Raw genomic sequence first — 712 nt, forward strand, 5'->3', positions numbered from 1 at the left:
CCCGGGCCTTCCGCCCGGCCCGTGCGTCAGCCCCCGCTGGCGCGCGTCAATCCGCCCACGACCCGCACGGGTCTGGGCGAGGACACGCAGATGCTATGAAAGGGTGCCCTGAAGCGCAGCACCACCAGCCTTGTAGTCGGGCCTCAGGCCTCGCCCGGCTTGATGCGGTTGACCGTTTCGAGGCGAGTCATGAAGCTCTTGGCCTCGATCTGGTTGGGTCCATCCTGCCGGGCTAGCGTAGCCATCCGGTCAATCTCGAGGCGTGCGACCATTCCTGCGTCAATGTCGCACCAGGGTTCCAGTACGCGGACCGCCTCGGCGGCTTTCGTCATTTCGGAGTAAGATGTCCCGGCCCAAACCAGCTCTTCCTGCTCGCCCTCGGCATCGGGTAACCCGAGAACCTGTGCGAAGAAGGTGTTCAGCGGGCGGTCCCATCCGATCCAGGCGCTTTCGGCCCGGACACCGTCGCGCAGCGGAACCTTGTGTCTGCTCATCGCTCTTCTTTCCCGGTTATTGCACATCTCGCGAGACTCGTGCCTCACTGCGATCCCATCGGCTTTGTTCTATGGTTTCTGATCTGATGTCATTTCCATCAGCTCGGCCTCGAGCTCGAGATTGCGCGAGATTATGGCAGCGATCTCTTTGGACATGTCTTTCCTAGAGCGTTTTCCGTTCATTCCGGTTCGTATCCGCATGATCTGAAGTAATTGGC

General features: G+C 60.8%; 1 protein-coding gene. It reads right to left on the minus strand.

Annotated features, from left to right (window positions below; translation table 11 throughout):
• Positions 1–143: 143 nt before the first annotated feature.
• Positions 144–494 carry a hypothetical protein gene (locus tag AX692_RS10230; protein ID WP_073977651.1) on the minus strand — a complete coding sequence of 117 codons (351 nt, stop codon included), beginning with the start codon at positions 492–494 and terminating at the stop codon, positions 144–146.
• Positions 495–712 lie beyond the last annotated feature (218 nt).

The sequence above is a fragment of the Erythrobacter donghaensis genome (assembly GCF_001557325.1).
Taxonomy (GTDB): Bacteria; Pseudomonadota; Alphaproteobacteria; order Sphingomonadales; family Sphingomonadaceae; genus Erythrobacter; species Erythrobacter donghaensis_B.

Excerpts from the sequence above, each read along its gene's own strand:
- AX692_RS10230 (WP_073977651.1), bottom strand. The coding sequence starts at position 494 with ATGAGCAGACACAAGGTTCCGCTGCGCGACGGTGTCCGGGCCGAAAGC.